This window comes from Cupriavidus necator N-1 (assembly GCF_000219215.1).
GTDB classification, from domain to species: domain Bacteria; phylum Pseudomonadota; class Gammaproteobacteria; order Burkholderiales; family Burkholderiaceae; genus Cupriavidus; species Cupriavidus necator.
In genome coordinates this window covers 393,214-416,337 of sequence record NC_015727.1, presented here as the reverse complement: position 1 = coordinate 416,337, position 23,124 = coordinate 393,214, and the positions used below count along the sequence as shown (strand labels likewise).

Sequence of the window (23,124 nt, the reverse complement as noted above, 5' to 3'; positions counted from 1 at the left end):
TGTCCTTGTGAAGCGGCAGGCGCGGCGGCCCTACGCCTGGACCGCGGTCCTTGGCTCCACGCAAGCGGACGCACAGGCCGCATGAAAGCGCTCCAGAGTGCGACGCTCGAGCGCGCGCGCCTTGACCACGTTAGCTTCCTTCACATGCCCGAAGCCCCGGATCTGCCCTGCAATACCGGCCAGTTCGATGGCCACCGCATGACTGGAAGGCGTCAGGCAGTCCGCGACCATTGTCATCTGCATCTCATAATGGTCAATCAAGCTCCGCTCCATGCGGCGTTCCGCCGTATAGCCGAACAGATCCAGCGGCGTACCGCGCAATCCCTTCAGGTTCGCGAGCAGCGGAAAGAGCTTTGCCAGCCACGGGCCGAATTCGCGCTTGATCAGATGGCCGGACCCGGGATCGCGCCTGGCCAACAGCGGCGGCGCCAGGTTGTAGCGGATCGTTGCGCCATCCTCGAATGCGTCCCTGAGTTGCCGCTTGAACGCCGGGTCCGAATACAGGCGGGCGACTTCATATTCATCCTTATAAGCCATCAGCCTGGCGAAATTACGCGCAACCGCGACTGCCAGGGCGGTCTTGCCGGGCATCACGCGTTCCTCTGCGGTGACGACACGCTGCACCAGGCGCCGATAGCGCTCCGCATAAGCGGCGTTCTGGTAAGCGGTCAACATGTGGCTGCGGTGCGCCACGATGTCGGGCAGTTCGCTCAGGGACTTGAAGTTGATCTTCTGCCGCGCACCGGCCGCTGCCTCCAGCGCTGCCGGATCGATCGCGTAGTAGCGTCCGAGGGCGAAGGCCTTCTTGTTGAAGGCAATCGCCACGCCATTGATTTCCACCGCCCTTTCCACCGCTTCCGGAGTCACGGGAAGCAGGCCACGCTGGCATGCATGGCCGAGCAAGAACAGGTTGGCGGCGATGGCATCGCCGAGCAACGCCAACCCCAGCCCGGTGGCATCGACGACCTCCAGTTCCGCGCATTGCTTTTCCAGCTTCCGGACGATCTGACGCTGGTCGATGGTCAGATCGGGATTACGCTGGAATGCGGCAACCGGAACGATCCTCGCGTTGGCCACGGTGCGCGTGCGCGTGGCATCATAAGTCGCAGCCGGCTCCCTGGACAGCGCGGCAACCGCGTCGAAGGCCAATGCAAGGTCGGCCTCGGCCGCACCCAGCCTGGCCGCTCTCAACTGGCCCTGGTTCGCGGCGATGCGGACATGGCTGAACACCGCGCCGTTCTTGACGCTCAGGCCAGTCATATCGAAGATGGAACAGGCCTTGCGCTCAAGGTGGGCCGCCATCCCGAGCAATGCGCCGATGGTGACCACGCCGGTGCCGCCAATGCCGGAAATCATGAGATTGAATCCCGCTTCCCCGATCGGAGCGACCGCCGGAGCAGGCAAGCCAGTCAGGGACAGGCCCGCGAGGTCCGCGGTTTCCGGCTTGCGCGGCTCGGCCCCAAGCACCGTCACAAAGCTCGGGCAGAACCCCTTGACGCAGCTGTAATCCTTGTTGCAGTTCGACTGGTCGATTTCCCGTTTGCGCCCGAGCTCCGTTTCCTTCGGCCACACGCTCACGCAATTGGACTGTGTCGAACAGTCGCCGCAGCCTTCGCATACCTCGGCATGGATGAACATGCGCCTGGGCGGATCGGAAAACTTGTCGCGCTTGCGGCGACGCCGTTTCTCGGCGGCACAGGTCTGCTCGTAGATGACGACCGTGACGCCCTTGATCTCGCGCAGTTGCCTTTGAACGGTGTCGTAGTGATCGCGGTGGTGGACGGCGACGCCGTCAGCCAGGCCACTGCGAGGACCGTAAAGATCGGGCCGGTCGGTCACCAGCACACAGCGCTTCACCCCTTCGGCCAGGACCTGCCTCGTGATATCTCCTGGCGTGAGCGGCCCATCCACCGGCTGGCCGCCCGTCATTGCCACCGCGTCGTTGAACAAGATCTTGAACGTCATGTTGACGTTGGCGGCAATCGCTCCGCGAATCGCCAGCAGCCCGGAATGGTAATAGGTGCCATCGCCCATGTTCTGGAATATGTGCGGCACCCCGGAGAAATGGGCAACGCTGTACCAATGCGCACCCTCCCCGCCCATGTGGCTGGTGGTCAGCATCTCCGGACCACTGTACATGGCCATCGCATGGCAACCGATGCCGCCGGCGGCAACGCTGCCTTCCGGGAAGCGGGTTCCGGTATTGTGCGGACAACCGGAACAGAAATAGGGTGCGCGAACCACGTCGGTGGGCGGATTCAGAGCGGCTGCGAGTTCCGCCTGCCCGATCAGCCGCTGTACACGCGCCGCAACCTCCGCGTCCTCGATGCCAAGCCGCCGCAGGCGCTCACCGATCACGATGGCCAGCTTCAGCGGCTCCAGCTGCGTGTCGCACGCAATCATTGCGATGCCGTCTTCATCGGTCTTGCCGACGATGCGCGGCATGCCGGGCTGGCCATACAAGGCCACCTTTGCCTGGTGCTCCACGATCGGGTTCTTTTCTTCGATGAACAGCAATTCCTGCTGTCCCCGCGCGAAATCCGCCATCCCTTGCGGCTCGAGCGGATACACGCAACCCAGCTGGTAGACCGAGATGCCGAGCCGGGTGGCGTGCGCATCGCTCAGGCCCAGAAGACCGAGCGCCTGTCGCACGTCCTGTACCGCCTTGCCCGCGGTAACGATGCCAAGCCGGCGTTGCGTCGCCTCCACCAGGACCCGGTTGACATAATTGGCTCGCAAGAACCGTTCGACCAACGGCAGGCGGTAGCGCTTGACCACGATCTCCGACTGGATCCGGTCGCGGTCGCTGGGATAATTGTGAAAGCCCGTGGGCGGCGCGCTGCCGCGTTCCGGCAATGCCCATGCTCCCGCGTGCGCGGGGATCGCCACCGTCATCGTTTGTTCGATGACCTCGTTGCAGACTTTCAGTCCGGCATAAAGACCGGTGTAACGCGACAGCGCGAATCCCAGCAGGCCGAAATCGAGGATATCCTGCACATTGGACGGCGCCAGCACCGGGATTCCCGCATGCATGAGCACGCTTTCGCTTTGATGGGCGATGCTCGACGATTTCCCGGCATGGTCATCCCCCGCGACCACCAGCACGCCGCCATTGGGATGGGTTCCGGCGATATTGCCATGCCGCAACGGGTCGCCCGACCGGTCCACGCCCGGTCCCTTCCCGTACCAGATAGCGAATATGCCGTCCTTCGTCGGCCTGTGCAGCGGCCCAAGCGTCTGCGTGCCCCACACGGCGGTTGCAGCCAGGTCCTCGTTGACCCCGGGCTGAAACAGGATGTCCTCGCGTTCCAGGTGTGCCTTCGCCTTCCACAATTCCAGGTCGTAGGCGCCAAGCGGCGATCCGCGATAACCCGAGATGAAGCCGGCGGTATTGAGTCCACGCTTGCGATCGAGTCCACGCTGCAGCATGGGCAGCCGCACCAATGCCTGGATTCCGGTCATCATGGCCATTCCGGCTTCCAGCAGATACTTGTCTTCAACCGTTACGTCGCGCATTGGCGAGTCTCCTTGGCAGGTCGCGTACCCGCGCCATCCATTGCCGCGCAGCCCCGGAGCCGCGCTTGCGGGCGAAGCCAGGCCATGATCAGTGGGCCGAGCCCAGTTCGTCTTTCACGATCCGCCCGCGCTGCAGGATCAGCTTGAGATAGCGCGCCGGATCGCACAGGATCCCGATGTCCTCTCCCGGGTCCCCGTCAAGGACGATGAGATCGGCCGCCTTGCCGGTCTCGAGCGTGCCGCTCTCGTGGTCGGCGAGCGCCATCTGCGCGCCATTGGCCGTCGCCCAGCGAATCACATCATCGGCCGGGATGCCGAAATCCTTGACATAGATTTCGAGCTCGCGTCCATACACGCCCGGTGCATGCAGCATGCCCTGGGCGCCGAAGTCGTCGCCGGGGACGATACGCACCCCGGCCGCGTTCGCTTTCGGCACCATCTCGAGCAGATTCAGCCAGGTGCGGTCGACCGGATTGGCCGGGTCAAGGCGCTCCCCCCGGGCGGCACTGCTCGCGAGCTTGCCGAACACCGGGCTGGGGATGAAGTAGGTGCCGTGCCCGGCCATCGCCTCGATGCATTGCTCGTCCAGGTAATCGCAATGATCGAGAATGTCGACGCCGGCTTCGATGCATTTCAGGATCGATGCCTTGTTGGTCACGTGCACCCGCACGCGCTTGTCGCGCTCGTGCGCGGCGTCGACCAGTGCGCGCAGTTCGGACAGGGAAATGGATCGATAACCAGGCGTCCAGTCCAGACCGTGGCCGCCGTCGATGTAGGTTTTGACAATCTCGGCGCCAAACAGGATCTCCTGGCGCACCGCCCGCACCATGGCATCGACGCCATCGGCGAACACATTGCCGCCAATGCGGCGCAGCCCATCACAGACCGGCGCCGGCGACCGCCACCACTGCCCGCGGTCCTCCTGGTCCGCCGTTCCCAGGATATGGCGGCTGCACGGTACGATATCTGCCCCCTCGATCAGTCCCGATTCCAGTGCCATTTTCATCTGGCCATCGAGGTTGTTGGAACATGCCGCGGAAATGACGCGCAGCACCCCCGACATCAGTGCGCTGCGCAGCGCCGATGCCGCCTGCAACGCGAGAATCGCCGGCGGCTGCTCGGTCCCGACGAAGGTCCCGGCCCGTCCGGAAGCAAACAGCGGTGGCCCGATATTCACGAACTCGCCATGCCAGTGACCGACGGTCATGCCGGGCATGATCGTCCTGCCCGCGAGGTCGATGTGTCGTCCGCCGCCAGGGTCGGCGCGCTCGCGGTGGATGGCGGAAATCCTGCCACCCTCGACCACAACCGTCATTCCGGTCTGTTTCGAATTGCGCCCGTCATACAAGGTGGCGGACGTGAAGATGGTACGCTGGCCCACGTGATCTCTCTTTGTATTTGGCTGCCCGATGACATTACCCATCTGGCCAGCTCAGACTTGCCTGAGCTGGCAGGCTGAATTGCCGGCTGCTACCAGTGCCCTGTCCCCCCTGTCCCGATAGCGGCTGCCGGCCTTGTCGAAGTGGGACAAGCCATGGCGTCAGGCGGCGGCCTTCGCCGCGTACTTCGCGTATTCGAGCTTGGCAATGGTGCGTGCGTGTACCTCGTCCGGACCATCGGCGATGCGCAAGGCTCTTACCCGGGCGAACAGGGCCGCGGTACCGGCATCGCTGTCCAGCCCGCCCGCGCCGAACGACTGGATCGCATGGTCGATGATGCGCAACGCGGTGCGAGGCGCAGCCACCTTGATCATCGAGATTTCCAGGCGTGCCACCTTGTTGCCGACCTTGTCCATCATGTCGGCCGCCTTCAGCGTCAGCAGGCGGGTCATCTCAATGTCAATGCGCGCCTGCGCCACGCGCTGCTCCCAGATGGAATGATCTGCAATGACCTTGCCGAAGGTGCGCCGCTCCAGCAGCCGCCGCGTCATCTTCTCCAGCGCCACCTCCGCAAGACCGACGATCCGCATGCAGTGATGGATACGGCCCGGGCCGAGGCGCCCCTGCGAAATCTCGAAACCACGCCCTTCCCCGAGGACCAGGTTTTCCGCCGGCACGCGTACATTGTCGAACGTCACCTCGAAATGACCATGCGGCGCATCGTCATAGCCGAAATTGGTCATCATTCGCCCGATGTGGATGCCGGGAGTGTCGATCGGCACCAGGATCTGCGACTGCTGGGCGTGCCGCGGTGACTCCGGATTGGTCTTGCCCATGACGATGAGCAGCTTGCAGCGCGGGTCGCCCACGCCGGAAATCCACCATTTCCTGCCGTTGATCACATACTCGTCGCCCTGCCGCTCGATCCGGGTCTGCACGTTGGTGGCGTCGGAGCATGCGCTATCCGGCTCGGTCATCGCATAGGCCGAGCGGATCTCGCCGCGCATCAGCGGGCGCAGCCAGCGTTCCTGCTGCGCTTGCGTGCCGTAGCGGTGCAGCACTTCCATGTTGCCGGTATCGGGCGCGGAACAGTTGAACACCTCCGAGGCCCAGGTCAGGCGCCCCATTTCCTCGGCTGCCAGTGCGTACTCGAGATTGCTGTATCCGGCACCACGAAATTCATCGGTATCATGCTCCGGCGACGGCGGCAGGAACAGGTTCCACAGCCCGGCTTCCCGCGCTGTCTGCTTCAGCGTCTGCAGCACAGCCGGCTGCTGCCAGCGCTGCTGCTGCAGCTCGGCAAAATAGGCCGGCACGGCCGGGTAGACATGCTCTGTCATGAAGCCGCGCACCCGCTCGCCAAGCTGCCGCTGACGGTCTGAGTATTCAAAATTCATTGTTGGACCTTCTCTCGGTTGCTGGTGATTCGTTGTCGGGCGCGCTCGAGCAGCGCGATGGCGGTTGCATGCAGCCGGGCGCCCGTGGCCGGATCCGCCTTGCCTGCCTGCGCGCGCGCGTACGTGCCTTCGAGCAGGATGCCGAGCTTGTAACAGGCAAGGATCTCGAACCACGGCAGGTTCGAAAGATCCCTGGCCGATTTCTTTGCGTATCGCGCAATCAGCGCCTCGCGCGTCGGAAATCCGGTTGATGGATCGACCCGCATGGAAAGAACCGGCGGCCCGTCGCCATCCGGCCAGGTGGACAGCAGGCGGCCGAGATCCATCAGCGGATCGCCCAGCGTCGCCATTTCCCAGTCAACGATCGCGGCCAGGCTGCCATCGGCGTGGTAAAGGACATTGCCGATATGGTAGTCGCCATGCATGATGCCTGGCCTCATCCCGACGGGCCGGTTCTGCTCGAGCCATGCGCCGATGCCGTGGACATCGCCAAGCTCTCCCCGTCCGGACCATTCCGGATAGCGGTGGTACGACTCCAGTTCCGCCGCCCAGCGTCCGACCTGGCGCTCCAGGAAGCCGTCGAGCCGGCCGAAATCCGACAGTCCCACCGCTTCGTGGTCCACGTTCGCCAGCGCGACCAGGCCGTCGATCAGCGCGAAGCCCATGGCGTGACGTAGCTCGGGCGATTCCTTTGCTTGCCCTGGCATGGCGACCGTCGCATTGAAACCGGCGACCGGCTCCATCAGATAGAACACCGCACCAAGCACAGTTTCGTCGGTACACGTGGCAATCAGGCGCGGATGCGGCACGCCGGTAGAGGCAAGCGCCGCAAGCACGCGAGACTCGCGGATCATGGTCTTGTTGCTCTCCGGGCGCGGATGCGCGGGCGGATGACGAAAAATGAATTCGCGCGCTCCGCGCCGGAAGCGCAACAGGATATTCTGTGTGCCGCCGCCAATCCGGGATACGGCGTGAACCGGCCCGCTTTCCAGGCCGTTCTCGTCCATCCAGCGCGCGAGCGCGACGAGATCCACCGGCGCGGAGACATCTTCGGTTGCCGCTGCGGCGGATGGTTGTGCAAGCTGAATCTGTGACACTTGACGTTCACTCCTGGTTGGACGCCAACGCGAAGCGGCCGGCGCCGGTTCACTCAAAGGCTGCGACCGCCGTCGACGATCAACGTCTGGCCGGTGATGTAGGACGCAAGGGGAGAGGCGAGAAACAGCGCCACGCCAGCCATGTCTTCAGGCGTGCCGAACCGGCCGACTGATATCGTGTCCAGGGCGGCCTGACGGCGGTCGGGGTGTGCGGTGGTGACGGCGGTCATCTTCGTCGCGACCATGCCGGGAGCGATCGCATTCACCCGCACGCCCTCTGCCCCCCAGGCGTCTCCCAGCGTGCGCGTCAGCCCCAGCAATCCGGCCTTGGAGGCGGCGTAGGCGGGGTTCCCCTTGACGGACTTGTAGGCGCCGATCGAACTGATGATGATGATCGAACCGGTCGAGCGCTTCAGCATCTCGAAGAACCTGAGGCTGCAATGCATCACGCTGTTCAGGTTGACATCGACCACATGCCGGAACGATTCGATCTCGAACTCTTGCCGGCGGTACTTCACCGCTCCCTGCGCCAGCACCAGGATATCCAGTTCCGTGAATGAGGGCTCGAAGCGCGTCAGCGCATCGGCGTCCGAGACATCTACCTGCGCGTAACACAATCCATCCAGGTTTGATCCCGCTTCACCGGCATAGTCTGCCGCGCAGGCACGCGTACCCCATACATGCACGGTGGCCCCGCGTTCCAGATAGGCTCGAGCGATTCCGTTCCCGATGCCGCTCGAGCCGCCGACGACCAGCGCGCTCTTTCCACTCAGGTTGAAAGTATTTTCCATCATTGCAATTTCTTGTTTCCCTGCTTCCTGGATCCCGGCCGGTTGCGGCAAACGATGCGCTGCGCTCCGGCTGGAATGGATCGCGTCAATCGACGCGCCTGTCATAACCGGTCCAGTAAGGCTCCCGCAACAGCCGGCGCAGCACCTTGCCGTTCGGATTGCGCGGAAGATCCTGGACGATCTCGATGGACTAGTGCGGCGAGCCGCGTGGAGCGCTCGTCCAGCTCCGCATACGACGTCACGCGCCCCTCGAACTCAAGTGCCGTCGCGAGCGGGCGCACTTGCGCGTGATGGGAAAGCAGATCGGGCAGAGCCTGCAGCCTGGCAAAGTCAAGCATCGTGCATGCACCCTCGTTATGTTCTGTGCCGGAGTTTGCATGGTGCCGCGCAGCCCTGACAAGCGCGCAGCCATGCCACATCCAATGGAGAACAAAGCCCATGCGTTGGCAGTGAAAATGCGCACCAGGCGTGGGCTTTCAGCAGCTTTGGCACCTTGGATGTGACGAGGAACTCTTGGCCAGCTCACTGATTTTGCACATGCCGCATTTTTTCCGCGGCCGCACACCGCACGGCGGCCGGCAACGTCAACTTGACGCTGCGTGGGGTGCGGCGGATGGCGACGCACGCGGCGTTGAACACCATCCTTAACTGCTTGAGAGCGCAATCGCATTTGTCCAGCATGCTTTCGCCATGTCCCTCATTTTGGCGATGACTTATGCTGGATCGCAGCTTCTCCTGCAGCGGCGATGCGCACTTGTTGCGATTCAGCATAAGTCCATCGCCATGCGCGGCAATCTGATCAGGGATAAAGAGAAAGGGTACGACAATGAAGAATCCGGTAATAGTAGACGCGATCCGCTCGCCGATGGCGCGCGGCAAAGCGGGCGGGGCGCTCTCGTCCTTGCACCCCACGGACATGCTGGGAAACCTGTTCAAGGCGTTGATGACGCGCCATGACATCGACCCTGCCTCGGTCGATGACGTGATCGTGGGTTGCGTGAGCCAGGTTGGCGAGCAATCCGGCAATCCGGGCCGTCTTGCGTGGCTCGGCGCAGGATTGCCCGAAACCGTGCCGTCCACCACGGTGGACCGGCGCTGCGGCTCGAGCCAGCAGGCGGTGCATTTCGCCGCCCAGGGCATCGCTGCCGGCGCCTATGACATCGTGATCGCTGGCGGCGTGGAGTCGATGAGCCGGATTCCGATGTTCAGCGCGCGCATCGGCCAGGATCCGGTCGGCTCCCAGGTCTACGAACGCTATGCGAACGGGCTGATCCTGCAGGGCACGGCAGCCGAGCGCATCGCGGGGCGCTGGGGCATCTCGCGCGAAGAGATGAATGCGTATTCCGCGCGTTCGCACCAGCGTGCACAAGCAGCCCGCGACAGCGGGGCATTCGCTTCCGAGATCGTCCCGGTGACGGCAAATGGCGTGGATTTCCGCCATGACGAAACCATCCGGGACAACTGCACGGCGGAAAGCATTGCGCATCTGAAGCCGTCTTTCGTCGATGAAAAGATGCAGGCGCTCTATCCTGAAATCCGCTGGAGTGTGACAGCGGGCAACTCCTCCCAACTGTGCGATGGTGCATCCGCGTTGCTGCTGATGAGCGAGGAAACGGCAGTGCGCCTGCGGCTCAAGCCGCGCGCCCGCTTCGTGGCGTTCGACGTGATCGGCGACGATCCCAACATGATGCTGACGGCACCGATCCCGGCGACAAAGCGCGCGCTCGCCAAAGCGGGCCTCAAGCCGGGCGATATCGATCACTTCGAAGTCAACGAGGCGTTTGCCAGCGTGCCACTGGCGTGGCTGCGTGAAATCGGCGCCGATCCGGAGCGCCTGAATCCGCGTGGTGGCGCAATCGCCCTTGGCCACCCGCTGGGCGCCTCGGGTGGCCGCCTGATGACCACGATGCTGCATGCGCTGGAGCAAACAGGCGGCCGCTACGGCCTGCAAACGATGTGCGAGGCGGGCGGCCTTGCCAACGCGACGATCATCGAACGGCTATAAAAGCAAAGAGGAAGAAACGAATATGGACATCAAGGGAATTTCCGCAGTAGTCACTGGCGGCGCTTCGGGGCTGGGCCGCGCCACGGTCGAGAAGCTGCTCGCTTCGGGCGCCAGGGTTGTCATCGCCGACTTGCCGACCTCGGCGGGCGTTGAAATCGCCAGCGAACTCGGTAGTGCATGCCGCTTCGTGCCGGCCGATGTCACCAGCGAAGAACAAATGATCGAAGTTTTCCGCACGGCCCAGGCCATGGCGCCGTTACGCGCCACCGTGCATTGCGCCGGACGCGGCGGCCCGATCCGAGTCGTCGACAAATCCGGCGTGCCCGGCTCCCTGGAGCACTATGAGCAGATCGTACGCATCAATCTGGTCGGCACGTTCAATGTGGTCCGACTGGCCGCGGCCGAAATGGCCAAGTTGGAGGAGCTGGACGGTGAACGTGGCGCGATCGTGCTGACTTCTTCGGTCGCGGCATTCGAAGGCCAGATCGGACAGATTCCCTACGCTTCCGCGAAAGCCGGCATCGTTGGGATGACGATCGTCGCGGCGCGCGACCTGGCGAGCCGGAAGATCCGCGTCTGCACCATTGCGCCGGGCACCTTCGATACACCGATCCTGGCGCGGGTCAGCGCGGAAGCGCGCGAGGGCCTCGCCAAGGCAGTGCCGCATCCGTCCCGGCTTGGCCGCCCGCCTGAGTTTGCCATGCTCGCCACGCATATCATCGAGAATCCGATGATGAACGGCGAGACGATTCGCCTGGATGGCGCAATCCGCATGCCTCCGCGCTGATGCCATGACGCGCCAGCTATTGGGCGAGCCGCTCGCCATTCGCGGCACCACCTTGTCCAACCGCATCGTCATGTCGCCGATGACGCGAGGATTCTGTCCCCGCGGGGCGCCGACCGAGCAGGTATGCAGCTACTACAGCCGGCGCGCCGCCGGCGGGTTCGGCCTGGTCATTACCGAAGCCATCGGCGTCGACCATCGCTCCGCACTGGGAGACGCAGGTCTTGGCGAGGACGACATCCCCGTCCTTCATGGGGAGGCGCCGCTGGCGGGATGGCGCCGGGTCGTCGAGGCAGTGCACGCGGCGGGCGGCAAGATCATTCCGCAACTGTGGCACCAGGGCGTCATGCGCCTCCCCGGCACCGGGCCGCACCCTGAGGCGCCGACCCTCGGTCCTTCGGGCCTGTGGGGGCCGCTGAGACGAACCACGTCGATCGATGCCGGGAAGATCCCTTCCCAGCCGCTCATCGGCGAGCCGATGAGCGAACAGGACATTGAAGACGTGATCGAGGCGCACGTCCGGTCGGCGCGCAACGCGATCCAGGCCGGATTCGACGGCATCGCGATCCATGGTGGCCATGGCTATCTGATCGATACGTTCCTGTGGGAGGAAACCAACCGCCGCACGGACCGCTGGGGCGGCAACCGCGCCCGGCGCAGCGCCTTCGCCGCCGAGATCGTGCATAGGATACGTGCGGCGATCGGCCCGAACCTGCCCATCTTCTTTCGCTTTTCGCAGTGGAAGCAGCAGGACTTCCGCGCCCAGCTCGGCAACACGCCGCAGGAACTGGCAGACGTGCTGCAACCGCTCGCCGACGCCGGGGTCGATGTCTTCGATGCCAGCGTGCGCTACTTCGACCGGCCCGCATTTTCCGGGTCCGATCTCAGCCTGGCCGGCTGGGCCAAGAAGCTGACCGGCAAGCATGCGATGGCGGTTGGAGGCGTTGGCGTCAACAAGGGCATGTATGACGGCAACAGCAATCTCAGCGCGGTCGATAACGTCGATGCGGTGGTCAAGCGTGTCTCCAGTGGCGAGATCGATCTGGTCGCGGTGGGCCGCGCGGCGATCGGGGATCCGGCGTGGGCCAGAAAATCGCTCGCCGGCGATACCGCGGAGCCATTCGATCCCGCATCGCTTGCCGAGTTGAGGTAGTCAACACCGGAGAATCGGAACATGGGTGATCTCGAAGGAAAAGTGGCACTGGTATCGGGCGGCAGCAAGGGAATGGGCGAGGCCATTGCCCGCCTGTTTGCCAGGGAAGGCGCGAGGGTGGTCCTCACTGCGCGTTCCGAGGCGGATGCGCGCCGGGTGGCGGAATCGATCGGGCCGAGCGCATGCGGCATGGCACTTGAAGTGTCGAACCGCTCCAACTGGGTCCGCGTCATCGACGCGGTTTCCGAAAGGTGGGGCCGGCTCGACATCCTGGTCAACAGCGCCGGCGTCAGTATCGGCGGCTCGATCGAAGATACCAACGAGGAAAACTGGCGGCTGCATATGGCCACCAATCTTGACGGCGTCTACTACGGTTGCCAGACCGCGTTGCCGCTGATGAAATCCTCTGGAGAGCCATCCTCCATCATCAATATCGCTTCCGTGATCGCTTCGCGCCCGATGAGCAGCCTGATGGCCTATGGCGCGTCGAAGACGGCAATGGTAGCCATGACCAAATCCATTGCCCTGCATTGCGCCCTCAATGGCTATGCGATTCGCGCCAACACCATCCATCCCGGCGGAATCGAAACCCCGATGTTCGAGGACGCGCTGGTGCAAACGGGCCTGCCACGCGAGCAAGCTTATGCGATGTGGTGCAGCGCCCATCCAATGGGCCGGATCGGCAAGCCGGAAGAAGTCGCCCAGGCTGCGCTGTGGCTGGCAAGCGACGCCTCAAGCTTCACCACCGGCGGCGAGGTTACGGTCGATGGCGGTTCGGCCATTCGCCACTGACCCGGGACTTCTCAGAGGACGATGACGATTTGAAAGGCGGCGTGGAAGTGGTCACCGGAGCAAGCCGGGTTTCGCTAATCCATGCTTGCTGCAGCCAACCATGAAGCCCGCCATCAAGCGCGGGCAGGCGCCGTCTTTCCTGCCTTGGTGCCGGCCGCGGCTTTCATCACTTCGAGGGGATTATAGAACTCGCGCCACCGCGTCACCTTCCCGTTCACGATCTTCAGGATGAAAATATAGTGGTTCGTGTAGTCGGGCCGGCCGTCGGCATATGTCCCCCTGGACCTTGCCTCGATGATACTGGTTCCGCCGTCCTTCTGTTCGTTGAACTCGAGGATCCTGATTTCCAGATCCTGGAATACCTTGATGATCCGTACCGCATCCATGAGCGAATCGGCGCCTTCGATCCGCACCGGCGAACCGGATTGGTGAAACGGCCAATCCAGCGTCACGTCCGGTGCGAGCAGCGCCCTCAACCCCTCAAAGTCGCGGGCGGCAAGCAGTTTCAGCGCGTGAATGGCGACTTCCGAAGGAAGAGAACCAGTATCCGTTGACATGGGAAGTCCCTGTGAAAACGAAAGATCAGGAAACGACGCCAGCGGCGGCAAGTTCCGCAGTGTAGTCGGAGCCGATTCCCCAATCCGCCAGAATGCTCTGGCTGTCGGTATCCAGGCGCTGCGACATTGCCTGGATCTGGCCAGGCGTCACGGAGAAGCGCGGCGCCGGGGCAGGCTGAGGCACGCCGTCGATCTCGACAAAGGTCTCGCGCGCGACCTGATGCGGATCCTGCATGGCTTCCTCGATCGATAGCACCGGCGCGAAGCAGGCATCGTCCGAACCCATCACGGCGCACCATTCCTCGCGCGTCTTGGTAGCGAAGACTTCGGCAAACTGCCTCTTCATATCGGGCCATCTGGAACGGTCCATCTGGTCATCCGTCATGGTTCCCGCCAGTCCCGTTTTTTCCAGCAGGATCTGATAGAACTGCGGCTCGATGGCGCCGACCGCGATCCACGTTCCGTCCGCGCAGCGATAGGTATCGTAGAAGGGTGCGCCTCCGTCGAGCAGGTTCGCGCACCGCTCGTCCTTCCACAGGCCCATGGCCCGCAACCGGTGAAATACGGCGGTAAGGTAGGCGGCGCCATCCGTCATCGCCACATCGACCACCTGCCCCCGTCCGGTGGAACGGGCGTTCAGCACTGCCGCCAGCAGGCCGAAAGCCAGGAACATCGCACCGCCGCCATAATCGCCCACCAGGTTGAGCGGAGGAATCGGCTTCTCCCCGGTGCCGATCGCATCGAGCGCACCCGTGATCGCGATGTAATTGATGTCATGGCCGGCGCGGTTCGCATACGGCCCATGCTGGCCCCATCCCGTCATCCTGCCATACACGATGCGCCGGTTCCTGCCGAGCACCACGTCCGGACCAAGGCCAAGCCGTTCCATGACGCCGGGGCGGTAGCCCTCAAACACGATATCGGCCCTTTCGCAAAGCTTGAGGCACAGCTCCAGCGATTCTGGCCGCTTGAGATCCAGCGCCACCGAACGGCGTCCGCGGGCATCGATGTTGTATTTCGCGTTCGGCCCTGCCGCACTGCCCTTGCGGTCGATGCGTACTACGTCCGCGCCCATGTCGGACAGCAGCATGCCGCAAAAGGGGCCGGGCCCGATTCCCGCAAACTCCACGACTCTCAAGCCTTGAAGAGGTCCGTTAGCCATTGATTGTTTCCTCAGTTCCGCTTATCAAATTGAATGCCGGGCGTGCACCGGAACGCCCGATTGGAAGTCCGGTCCGTGCCGCTACCGGGAATAAGCCGATTCGCTTCTGTTGTCCTGCCTCGCAATGAATTCGAGAATGCCGCGATTGAATGCATCGTTGCGGTCGCCAGCCACCATATGACCCGCACCCGCGACCGTCACGCATTCGGCGGCCGGCATCAGTTTGCGAAACGCATCAACCTGCTCATCGCCGATCACGTCGCTAAAGCCGCCGCGTATCAGCAAAGTCGCCACCCGCACCCGCTGCGCGGCGGCCTCGAGGCGGCCTTGCACGAAATCCGGGTGCAATTCCCCGTGGGACAGGAACCTGGGGTCCCAGTGCCAGTAAAGGCGGCCATCGCGCTCGCGCAGATTACGCCGAAGGCCCTCTGGGTTTTTCGGGCGCGGCCTGTTCGGGTTGTAACGCGCCACCGCGTCGGCTGCCTCGTCAATGCTGCCGAACCCATCCAGATTGGCATTCATGAACGCGGCAATATGGTCCGTTCCACGCGTGTCATACCCGGGAGTGATATCCACCAGGACCAGCGCGCGCGCGATGGGCGCTTGCGCCTCCCCAACCGCGGCGAGCCCGGTCATGCCCCCCAGTGAAGCCCCGATGACGATTGGCATTTCCGGTATCTGCGCCAGGACCGAACGCAAATCCGAAACCAGCGCATCCAGGCGATAGTCCCCGTCGGGGGCCCAGTCGCTGTCGCCATGCCCGCGGGCGTCCAGCGAGACCACGTGGTATCCCGCCTCCACCAGCGCGTCGAAGCCTTTCCTCCAGCTATGCCGGGTCTGGCCGCCACCGTGCAGCAGCACGACGACAGGATTCTGGACATCTCCTCCGACATCGGCCGCGACTGACAACCCACCCGTTACCTTGAATCGATGCATCGCGTAACCATACAGTTTGGCCAGCAAGGGTCCGCCGAATGTCGGCCGACTGTGATGTCGATATGCTAGGCATTCGTGCACGGGCGCTAACGCCCGCTGGCGAAACTCGAGTTGCCTGTGCCGGCAGTTCCGGGATGCTGTCGTCTGCTTGCCGCCGCACAGCCAGAGCAGGAATCTTCCTTGCCTTGCTTGCGCAAGCAAAACTCCTTACTGAATGGGTAGCAGTAAAGCTGGAATCAAACAGCTACGATTGACCTCTGCAATCTGTCACTACCATTCGCACGCCCACCCAGTTCACCCCGTTCACTTGATTCAATCGATACGATCCACGGCGACTGAATCTGATAACAAGCTCCAAGGGGACTTCAATGCAACAGCGCACCGTATTTACAAACGTCAACCTGTTCGCCGGCAGGGGAGCCATCAGACCCGGCATGACTGTCGTGGTCGAGGGCGACAAGATCGCCGGCGTGGACATCGAGATCGCCCCACAGGAAGGCGATCGCCGCATCGACCTGAACGGAAAGACGCTCATGCCCGGCATGACGGTGGGCCACTGGCATGGCGAGTTCGTCGATATCGGCCCGCCGCTGTTTTCGAAAGGACGCGCGGGCACATTCCTTGGAGAAGAAAAGCCGCCGGCAATTTTGGCGCTCCAGTATGCCAACGCCATGCAGGTTGCACTCATGTCCGGTGTCACCCAGGTCGTTTCCGGTTCCTGTGGCCATAACCACGATATCCAGTTGAAGATGGCGGTCGACATGGGTCTGATCAAAGGCCCGTGCATTACGCCATGCAGCCGGCACGTCACCACCACCGGCGACTATGAGGATCGTGGACTCTGGTGGGCGACCTCTGCTCCGCCGCGCGACGGCATCCGCCGCTACGGACAGAATGTGTTCGCCGATGGCGTTGCAGACATGATCAAGGCGGTGCGGGAAGAAATCCTGTTCGGCGCGGAAATCATCAAGGTGTTGCCGACAGGCGGACATGGATTCACCTGGAGCACGACCTATCGCGGGCTGTCGAAGGCCGAGTTGCGCGCCGTGGTCGAAACCGCGCATGAGCGCGACAAAAGAGTGCGCGCGCACGTCGCGACACGCGAAGCGATTCTGGAATGTCTGGAGGCGGGCGTCGATATCCTCGATCATGCCGACTACATGGACGAGGAATGCCTGGAAAGGATGATCAAGCAGGGCACCATCCTCGTGCCGAGCATGTTGTTCACCAGGATTCTTGGCCACCTGAAGACGGACCAGCCGCACGACCTGTCGGATCCCGACCAGCGCGGCTGGCTGAATATGCTCGAGATGCTGCCCAAGGCCAACAGGGCCGGGCTCAGAATGGTTCCCGGCGATGACTTCGGCGCGCAAGGCATGCCGCATGAGCTGGGAGTCTATGCCCGCGAACTCGAGGTATACGTGAAAGACATGGGCATTCCCGCAGCCGACGTGATGCGCTGGGCGACGGCCAACGGCGCCGAACTGGCCGGGCAAGACCACATCACCGGCACGATCGAAGTCGGCAAGGCAGCCGATATTCTGGTGGTGGACGGCGATCCGACGGAAGACATCAGCATCCTGACCGAGCCCGGTCGTTATCTGAAAGCGATCATGCAAAACGGACGGTTCGTTAAAAACGAACTCTGACTCCTGACCGTCCTCGTCGTCAGCCGGTCAAGGCGCACGGATCTGGCCGATACGTGCGCGCATCGATGTTCATATCTCGGTAGTCAAGTTGGGAAAGCAATATGAGACAAGTTCGCTTGAATAGCCCGTCCACCATCGACAATCTGAAACTTGTCGCCATCGATCAGCCGGAGCCGCGCGAGAATGAGGTCCTGGTTCGCGTCCGCGCCTCGTCGTTGAATTTCCACGATTATCTGGTGGTCGCCGGCATCATGCCGGCCGCCGAAGGCCGGGTACCGCTATCCGATGGCGCCGGAGAGGTGGTTGCCGTGGGTCGGGACGTACGCGCGTTCAAACCCGGCGACCGCGTTGTCGGCACGTATTTCCCCGACTGGATCGATGGCGCCCCGTCGCCGGTAAAAGTTTCCCGCATGCGCGGCGAACATGTCGACGGCTTCGCCAGCGAGTATGTTTCCCTGCCCGAGAATGCGTTCGTCAAGATCCCCTCCGGGCTGAGCTACGAGGAGGCCGCCACCCTGCCCTGCGCCGGCCTGACCGCATGGCGCGCGCTGATGGTCGAAAGCAAGGTGAAGCCGGGCGACACGGTATTGGTGCAGGGCACCGGAGGGGTGTCGATCTTCGCGCTGCAGTTCGCAAGGATGGCGGGAGCCAACGTGATCGCAATTACCTCTTCCGAGGAAAAGATTTCGCGGCTGAACAAACTCGGCGCCGCCCACGTCGTGAACTACCGCGCGGAAGAACAATGGGGGGCGAAGGTTCGTGAAATCACCGGCGGCCGCGGCGTAGATCATGTGGTGGAAGTGGTCGGCGGCGACCTCGTGCAAACGCTGCGCGCCTGCCGCACCGCTGGCCAGGTCAACCTGGTCGGCGCGCTCAGCCGCAAACCGCTGCAGTTCCCGGCGAGCCACGTCATTACAGGAAACCTCCGCATTGCCGGCCTGACCGTTGGCAGCCGGGAGCATCTCGAACAGATGATCGAGGCGATCGCGGCCAATGGATTGAAGCCGCAACTCCACCGGACGTTTCCGCTCGAGGAACTCACGCAGGCCTTCCGTCATCAAGAGGCCAAGGCGCACTTCGGCAAGATCTGCATCTCGGTGTAGCAAGCGCCGCCCCCCGTCGCTGGCTCAACAGCCGGCGAGCACTTGCGCCGCCGGGCAAATCGGGTTGCGCGGCATCGAAAGCATGCATTCATTATCTCAACGTAAATTTGGCGGAGCCGGGGTCAGTTGCTGGCAGCCCGCAACATTGCGCTTACATTGCGAGGATTATTGTGCGATACGATCGTTCCCAGGCCGGTAAGCCGGAGCACCACACGCATTTGCATTCGCTCGCCAGGGCGGTGGAAGAAGCCGGAGACAAGCCGTTCATCGAGTGCGGCGGCAAGAGCATGACGTTCCGCGAGTTCGATCGTGCCTCGACGCGCCTGGCCCATTCCCTGGCCGCTCTCGGTGTCAGCGCGGGGCATTCCGTGGTGACCTTCATGGAAAGCAGCCTTGACGTGTACCTCTGCTGGTTCGCGATCAACAAGCTGGGCGCCATCTGGTGTCCGGTCAACACCGCCTACCGCAAGACGTTCTTGCGGCACCAGGTTGACGATTCGCTGGCGGCGCTGGCGATTTGCGATGCGGAGCTGGTCGACCGATTCCACGAGATCGACGACCAGTTGCCGATCATGAAGCTGATCCTGGTGCGCGGCGACGTGCCGGAACAAGAATGCGCGATTCCGATGCGCAGCCTGGATGACTATCGCGGCGCGGACGACACGCCGATCCCGCTCACGGCGAAGCCCTCGGACCTGTCCTGCCTGATCTACACATCGGGCACCACGGGGCTCTCCAAGGGATGCATGATTCCTTATGCGTCACTGTATAACGTAGGTATCCAGACGCTCGAAGCCATTCCGGTGGAATCCCGGGATATCTTGTGGACCTGCCTGCCGCTATTCCACATGTCGGCGATCAGTTCGGTCACGCAGGCCGCGCTGCAAATGCAAGTCCGGCTTTCGATCTGTCCTCAGTTCTCGGTTTCCGGCTTTTGGGAGGAAATCGAACGCTCCGGCGCCGCGCATGCCTTGCTGATGGGTTCGATCTTCCCGCTGGTGGCCAAGGCGCCCGATACGGAAGCGATGAAACGTTGCCATGGCCAGTTGCGCAGCATTACCGGCGTACCGATTACGCCCGAGATCGGCAAGATCTGGAAGGAGCGTTTCGGCGTTGGCTACCTGAATTCCTATGGCTATGGCCAGAGCGAAGGCGCCAAGCTGGCTCACCTGGTCTATGGAGAGCCACTGCCTCCGCCGCTTTCCTCCGGGCACATCGCGCATGACGATTACGAAGTGATCATCGCCGACGAGAACGACAATCCGCTCCTGGCCGGCACGCCGGGCGAAATTCTTTTCCGTCCGCGAAAGCCGCACATCATGTTCTCAGGATACTGGCGCCGTCCCGAAGACTCCGCCAAGGTCTGGCGCAACCTGTGGATGCATACCGGGGATATCGGCAAGATCGATGAAGACGGCTGGTTTTATTTCCTCGACCGCAAGAAAGATTACATACGCAGCCGCGGCGAGAACATTTCGAGCTTTGAGGTCGAAGCCACCTACATGACCCATCCGGCAATCGCCGAGGTGGCGTTCCATGGCGTCATCCTGGAAGAAGGCGGCGAAGAGCAGATCAAGGTGACCGCGGTCATCCGGGACGGCCACTCTCTGGCTCACGAAGCGCTCTGCCGCTGGTCAATGGAGAGCCTCCCCTACTTCGCGGTGCCGCGCTTCTATGAGTTCCGCGACGCGCTGCCAAAGACCCCGACCGGCCGGGTGCAGAAGTACAAACTGCGCGAAGACGGATGTACGCCGGTCACGTGGGATGCATGGGCCATCGGCCTGATCGCCAAAAAGCGGGCGGCCTGATCCGGCGCGCGTGTCGCAACAGCATGATGCGGTGGCATGGCCAGTGCGCCATGACGCCGCAACCGGAGAGGGTTCCGCATGACGACAGATATTCGAACCGCGTTGCAGTCCAGCGATTCAAGCCATGGCGCCATGCCGGAGGATGCCGCCATGCTCGGCCGCCTTCTTTCCGGGCGGTTCAGTTGCCGCGGCTTTATGCCCGATCCCGTGCCCCGGCATGTCATAGAGAGAATGCTGGCCATGGCGCAGTTGTCGCCATCCTGGTGCAATTCGCAACCGTGGCAAGTCATTGTCACCTCGGGTCTGGGTACCGAGCGTTTGCGCGAGGCGCTATTTGCTCACGCCGAAGCCGATTGTGCCAGCAATGGCGGCGCGCCGGCGACCCAGCCGGATTTCCCGTTCCCGGCCGCGTATCGGGGGGTATACAGGGAACGTCAGCGCGAGGTCGGATGGCAGCTCTATCAAAGCGTGGGAGCTCGCCATGGCGACCGGGAGGCGTCGGCGGTCCAGGCGCTGAAGAATTTCCGCTTGTTCGATGCCCCGCACATGCTGCTGATTACGTCCGAGCGAGACCTTGGCGCGTATGGCGCGATCGACTGCGGCATTTACCTGTCGACCGTCCTGCTTGCCGGGCAAAGTCTTGGCGTGGCGAGCGTGGCGCAGGCAGCTCTTGCCGCGTACAGCCCCTTCATGCGCGCCTACTTCAACATTCCGGACCATCGCGTTATTGTTGCCGGCGCATCGTTCGGCTATGCCGATACGGGCCACCCGGCCAATGCATTCCGTTCGCGGCGTGCGGCACTGGCGGAAGTCGTGGAGTGGGTGACGAACTGAGTCGCTATGTATTGATCACGGCAGCCACCGTGCAGCAGCAACGTCTTGTTTCTTTTTTGGAAGTTGTCTCCTAGCCGGCCCGATGGTTGGCTTTTCCGGGCCGCCGCACGGTGGCCCGGATTCTTTATGTGGAAGAGTAACCATGAAAATTCTGGTGCCCGTCAAGCGCGTGGTCGATTACAACGTCAAGCCACGCGTGAAATCGGATGGCAGCGGCGTGGATCTTGCCAACGTCAAAATGTCGATGAATCCGTTCGATGAAATCGCGGTCGAAGAAGCCACCCGCCTGAAAGAAGGGGGCAAGGCGACCGAAGTGGTGGCCGTCTCCTGCGGCGTGGCGCAATGCGAGGAAACCCTGCGCACCGCGATGGCGATTGGCGCCGATCGCGGCATTCTGGTCGAAACCACCGAAGCATTGCAACCGCTGGCGGTCGCCAAGCTGCTCCAGGCGCTCGCCAACAAGGAGCAGCCGCAACTGATCATCCTCGGCAAGCAGGCTATCGACGACGATGCCAACCAGACCGGGCAAATGCTGGCGGCCCTCCTCGGGTGGCCGCAGGCAACCTTCGCGTCGAAGCTGACGCTCGAGGACGGCAAGGCTACCGTGACCCGGGAAGTGGACGGCGGGCTGGAAACGTTGGCCCTGACGCTGCCGGCGGTGGTTACCACCGACCTGCGCCTGAACGAGCCGCGCTACGTGACCTTGCCCAACATCATGAAGGCAAAGAAGAAAACCTTGGACGTGGTCACGCCCGCCGATCTGGGCGTGGACGTGGGGCCACGCCTGAGAACGCTGCGTGTGGCGGAGCCGCCCAGGCGCTGCGCCGGAGTGATCGTGCCGGATGTCGCCACGCTGCTGCACAAACTGAAAAACGAAGCCAAAGTCATCCAATAATCTTTACACAGGAAAACCATATCGTGACCGCACTCGTCATTGCCGAACACGACAATGCTTCCTTGAAAGGAAGCACCCTTCATACCGTGACCGCGGCTGCCGCTTGCGGCGGCGAGGTCCATATCCTCATAGCGGGCCACCACTGCGGCGGCGCGGCCGAAGCGGCATCGAAGCTGGCAGCTGTCACGAAAGTGTTGGTGGCCGATGCGCCTCCGTTGGCGGAAGGCCTGGCCGAGGCTGTCGCGGAACAAGTGCTGGCGCTGGCGAACGCGTACTCGCACGTCCTGGCGCCGGCTACAGCCTATGGCAAGAATATCCTGCCACGGGTGGCCGCCAGACTCGATGTGGCGCAGGTGTCAGATGTCACCAAGGTCATTGCCGAAGACACTTTCGAGCGGCCGATCTATGCGGGCAATGCGATTGCCACAGTGCAATCGACCGACGCGGTGAAAGTGATCACGGTCCGTACCACCGGCTTCGATGCCGCTGCCACCGGTGGCAATGCCGCGGTGGAACCCGTCGCGCCGGTAGCCGATAGCGGCAAGTCGACGTTCCTGAGCCGCGAAGTGGCCAGGTCGGACCGGCCGGAACTGACGACGGCAAAGGTAATCGTGTCGGGCGGCCGGGGCATGGGAAGCGCGGAGAATTTCAAGGTGCTGGAACCGCTTGCGGACAAGCTAGGCGCGGCGATGGGCGCCTCGCGGGCGGCCGTGGATGCGGGCTTTGTCCCGAACGACTGGCAGGTCGGGCAGACCGGCAAGATCGTGGCGCCGCAATTGTATGTGGCTGTGGGCATTTCCGGCGCGATCCAGCATCTAGCCGGCATGAAGGATGCGAAAACGATCGTGGCGATCAACAAGGATCCGGAAGCACCGATCTTTTCGGTCGCCGATTACGGCATCGTCGGCGACTTGTTCACCGTCGTGCCGGAATTGGTAAAGGCGCTCGGCTGAAGAAGAACGACAACCATTTATACGCCAGCTAACGCGGGGCAGCGAGAAGCTCAGAGCACGTAGACCGGCACGGGCGCCTGCGTGACCACCTGGATCTCTTCGAGCCGAATCTGCTCCGCATCCCTGGTGACATTGTCGCGGTGCATCGCAGCAGACAGCGCGAAGATTTCACAACCTGGCGCGAGCGCCTGCGGCCGACCCACAGCAGCCGCTTACTCGACGGCGCGACAATGCCCGCAGCGCGGCGGTGGCCCTTCTGGATGGCAAACCGCAGATCGACGCTGAACCCAAGGAATGCGCCGGCCGTGCGGTG

At 63.0% G+C, this 23,124-nt stretch carries 19 protein-coding genes; 10 read left to right on the top strand and 9 right to left on the bottom strand.

Features of this window, described 5'->3' with window-relative positions; translation table 11 throughout:
• Window positions 1-30: 30 nt before the first annotated feature.
• From CNE_RS32035 to CNE_RS41270, 6 genes are all read right to left on the bottom strand, one after another.
• A complete protein-coding gene (locus CNE_RS32035) occupies window positions 31-3,567 on the bottom strand; it encodes an indolepyruvate ferredoxin oxidoreductase family protein (protein WP_269148759.1) in 3,537 nt (1,178 codons plus the stop codon).
• Between the two features lie 37 nt (window positions 3,568-3,604).
• Entirely contained in the window at window positions 3,605-4,897 is a 1,293-nt protein-coding gene (locus CNE_RS32030; protein WP_041229009.1) for an amidohydrolase family protein, read from the bottom strand.
• 159 nt (window positions 4,898-5,056) lie between these two features.
• Window positions 5,057-6,292: an acyl-CoA dehydrogenase family protein gene (locus tag CNE_RS32025; protein WP_013958889.1), complete on the bottom strand. Its 1,236-nt coding sequence runs from the start codon at window positions 6,290-6,292 to the stop codon at window positions 5,057-5,059.
• The gene (locus CNE_RS32020; protein ID WP_013958888.1) at window positions 6,289-7,389 is read right to left on the bottom strand and encodes a phosphotransferase family protein; all 1,101 of its coding nucleotides are present in this window, start codon (window positions 7,387-7,389) and stop codon (window positions 6,289-6,291) included. The genes CNE_RS32025 and CNE_RS32020 overlap by 4 nt, the downstream gene beginning before the upstream one ends.
• A 53-nt stretch (window positions 7,390-7,442) precedes the next feature.
• Window positions 7,443-8,180, bottom strand: coding sequence for an SDR family NAD(P)-dependent oxidoreductase (locus CNE_RS32015; RefSeq protein ID WP_041229200.1), 738 nt, complete (start codon window positions 8,178-8,180; stop codon window positions 7,443-7,445).
• A 522-nt stretch (window positions 8,181-8,702) separates the two neighbouring features.
• On the bottom strand, window positions 8,703-8,951 hold the full coding sequence (locus tag CNE_RS41270; protein WP_041229008.1) for a hypothetical protein: 249 nt from the start codon (window positions 8,949-8,951) through the stop codon (window positions 8,703-8,705).
• 55 nt (window positions 8,952-9,006) lie between these two features.
• On the opposite strand from CNE_RS41270, the gene CNE_RS32005 reads away from it, so the two are divergent.
• The 4 genes from CNE_RS32005 to CNE_RS31990 are packed head-to-tail and all read left to right on the top strand — an operon-like array spanning window position 9,007 to window position 12,914.
• Entirely contained in the window at window positions 9,007-10,185 is a 1,179-nt protein-coding gene (locus tag CNE_RS32005; RefSeq protein ID WP_013958884.1) for a thiolase family protein, read from the top strand.
• Window positions 10,186-10,207: 22 nt separating this feature from the next.
• Window positions 10,208-10,972 carry an SDR family NAD(P)-dependent oxidoreductase gene (locus CNE_RS32000; RefSeq protein WP_013958883.1) on the top strand — a complete coding sequence of 255 codons (765 nt, stop codon included), beginning with the start codon at window positions 10,208-10,210 and terminating at the stop codon, window positions 10,970-10,972.
• Window positions 10,973-10,976: 4 nt separating this feature from the next.
• Entirely contained in the window at window positions 10,977-12,122 is a 1,146-nt protein-coding gene (locus tag CNE_RS31995; protein WP_013958882.1) for an NADH:flavin oxidoreductase, read from the top strand.
• A gap of 21 nt (window positions 12,123-12,143) precedes the next feature.
• Complete coding sequence (locus CNE_RS31990; protein ID WP_013958881.1) at window positions 12,144-12,914, top strand: SDR family NAD(P)-dependent oxidoreductase; 771 nt, start codon at window positions 12,144-12,146, stop codon at window positions 12,912-12,914.
• A gap of 113 nt (window positions 12,915-13,027) precedes the next feature.
• Here the strand turns inward: CNE_RS31990 and CNE_RS31985 are convergent, their stop codons facing one another.
• The 3 genes from CNE_RS31985 to CNE_RS31975 all read right to left on the bottom strand — a co-directional run bounded on the left by CNE_RS31985 (window position 13,028) and on the right by CNE_RS31975 (window position 15,596).
• Entirely contained in the window at window positions 13,028-13,471 is a 444-nt protein-coding gene (locus CNE_RS31985; protein WP_013958880.1) for a nuclear transport factor 2 family protein, read from the bottom strand.
• 25 nt (window positions 13,472-13,496) lie between these two features.
• Window positions 13,497-14,633 carry a CaiB/BaiF CoA transferase family protein gene (locus CNE_RS31980; protein ID WP_013958879.1) on the bottom strand — a complete coding sequence of 379 codons (1,137 nt, stop codon included), beginning with the start codon at window positions 14,631-14,633 and terminating at the stop codon, window positions 13,497-13,499.
• Between the two features lie 81 nt (window positions 14,634-14,714).
• Window positions 14,715-15,596: an alpha/beta fold hydrolase gene (locus tag CNE_RS31975; protein ID WP_238553195.1), complete on the bottom strand. Its 882-nt coding sequence runs from the start codon at window positions 15,594-15,596 to the stop codon at window positions 14,715-14,717.
• 341 nt (window positions 15,597-15,937) lie between these two features.
• Between CNE_RS31975 and CNE_RS31970 the strand changes: the two genes are divergently transcribed.
• From CNE_RS31970 to CNE_RS31945, 6 genes are all read left to right on the top strand, one after another.
• Complete coding sequence (locus CNE_RS31970) at window positions 15,938-17,218, top strand: metal-dependent hydrolase family protein (protein ID WP_013958876.1); 1,281 nt, start codon at window positions 15,938-15,940, stop codon at window positions 17,216-17,218.
• A gap of 116 nt (window positions 17,219-17,334) precedes the next feature.
• A complete protein-coding gene (locus tag CNE_RS31965; protein ID WP_319609746.1) occupies window positions 17,335-18,321 on the top strand; it encodes a zinc-dependent alcohol dehydrogenase family protein in 987 nt (328 codons plus the stop codon).
• A 218-nt stretch (window positions 18,322-18,539) separates the two neighbouring features.
• Entirely contained in the window at window positions 18,540-20,129 is a 1,590-nt protein-coding gene (locus CNE_RS31960) for an AMP-binding protein (RefSeq protein WP_238553194.1), read from the top strand.
• A 78-nt stretch (window positions 20,130-20,207) separates the two neighbouring features.
• Entirely contained in the window at window positions 20,208-20,963 is a 756-nt protein-coding gene (locus CNE_RS31955) for a nitroreductase (RefSeq protein WP_013958873.1), read from the top strand.
• Window positions 20,964-21,105: 142 nt separating this feature from the next.
• Window positions 21,106-21,858: an electron transfer flavoprotein subunit beta/FixA family protein gene (locus CNE_RS31950; protein ID WP_041229006.1), complete on the top strand. Its 753-nt coding sequence runs from the start codon at window positions 21,106-21,108 to the stop codon at window positions 21,856-21,858.
• 23 nt (window positions 21,859-21,881) lie between these two features.
• Window positions 21,882-22,811, top strand: coding sequence for an electron transfer flavoprotein subunit alpha/FixB family protein (locus CNE_RS31945; protein WP_013958871.1), 930 nt, complete (start codon window positions 21,882-21,884; stop codon window positions 22,809-22,811).
• The last annotated feature ends 313 nt before the right edge of the window (window positions 22,812-23,124 follow it).